Source organism: Streptococcus sp. GMD3S (assembly GCF_000298695.2).
Taxonomy (GTDB): domain Bacteria; phylum Bacillota; class Bacilli; order Lactobacillales; family Streptococcaceae; genus Streptococcus.
This window is the reverse complement of sequence record NZ_AJRC02000061.1, coordinates 1-1,238: the sequence shown is the minus strand read 5'-3', so window position 1 is coordinate 1,238 and position 1,238 is coordinate 1. Positions and strand designations below refer to the sequence as shown.

1 protein-coding gene and 1 pseudogene are annotated in these 1,238 nt (G+C 36.5%); one reads left to right on the top strand and one right to left on the bottom strand.

The genetic code is table 11. The annotated features are described in order from the left end of the window. On the top strand, positions 1–994 hold a 994-nt coding region (locus GMD3S_RS0210105; protein ID WP_025173014.1), incomplete at its 5' end, for an ABC transporter permease. A 100-nt stretch (positions 995–1,094) separates the two neighbouring features. Here the strand turns inward: GMD3S_RS0210105 and GMD3S_RS0210100 are convergent. Beyond that, positions 1,095–1,238 (bottom strand): annotated as a pseudogene (locus GMD3S_RS0210100) (histidine phosphatase family protein); the annotation flags it as partial.

Here is a 1,238-nt window from a genome sequence, read left to right as displayed (position 1 = left end):
TGAAGGATATCGGACTTTCCCTGTTTTAATTTATAATCAATTCATTAGTGAGGTTGGCGGAAATTCTGCATTTGCATCTGCTTTAGCAATCATGGCGATTATCATTGCTTTAACAATCTTCCTCATCCAAAAATATATTTCAAATCGCTATAGTTTCAGCATGAATTCGCTCCATCCAATTGAGCCGAAAAAAACTACAAAAGGAAAAATGGCTGCTATTTATGCAACAGTCTACGGAATTATCTTGTTCTCTGTTCTACCTCAAGTCTACTTGATTTATACCTCTTTCCTAAAAACATCAGGTATGGTATTTGTCAAAGGCTATTCTCTAAATAGTTACAAAATTGCCTTCAATCGTATGGGATCTGCTATTTTTAATACGATTCGCATTCCTTTGATTGCTTTAATTCTTGTTGTTTTATTTGCAACGGTTATCTCCTACCTAGCTGTTAGAAAACGAAATTTGTTTACAAACTTAATTGATAGCCTTAGTATGGTACCTTATATTGTGCCAGGAACTGTTCTAGGTATTGCCTTCATTTCTTCATTCAATACTGGTCTTTTTGGAAGCGGATTTCTGATGATTACAGGAACAGCCTTTATATTGATTATCTCCTTATCTGTCCGAAGACTCCCTTATACAATCCGCTCATCTGTTGCTAGCTTGCAACAAATAACACCTAGCATTGAAGAAGCCGCTGAGAGTTTAGGAAGTAGCCGTCTCAATACTTTCAGTAAAATCACTGTTCCAATGATGTTACCCGGTATTATTTCTGGATCTATTCTATCATGGGTAACAATGATTTCAGAACTCTCTACTTCTATCCTGCTATATAATTCCAAAACAAAAACTATGACCGTAGCAATCTATACAGAGGTTCTCAGAGGAAATTATGGTGTAGCCGCAGCTTTATCCACGATTTTATCTATCCTAACAGTCGCTTCCTTACTATTATTCATGAAAATCTCTAAAAGCAATAACATTACACTCTAATTTTTCCCTATCAAAAACAGCCGAAAGGATGATCCTAGGCTGTTTTTCTAATCTCTTATCACAATACATGACCCGAAGTTCTGATGAACGTATTTACTGATTAAATAGAATTTTCTTCCATCTTCTCACGTCCCAGTTCCCGATAGCTACGGTCACCGACGATTTCAACAGTAAACTGACCGTTCTCGTATTCTAGAATGGTCACACTACCATTATCTAGACCATGCGGATGCATGCCATTAAT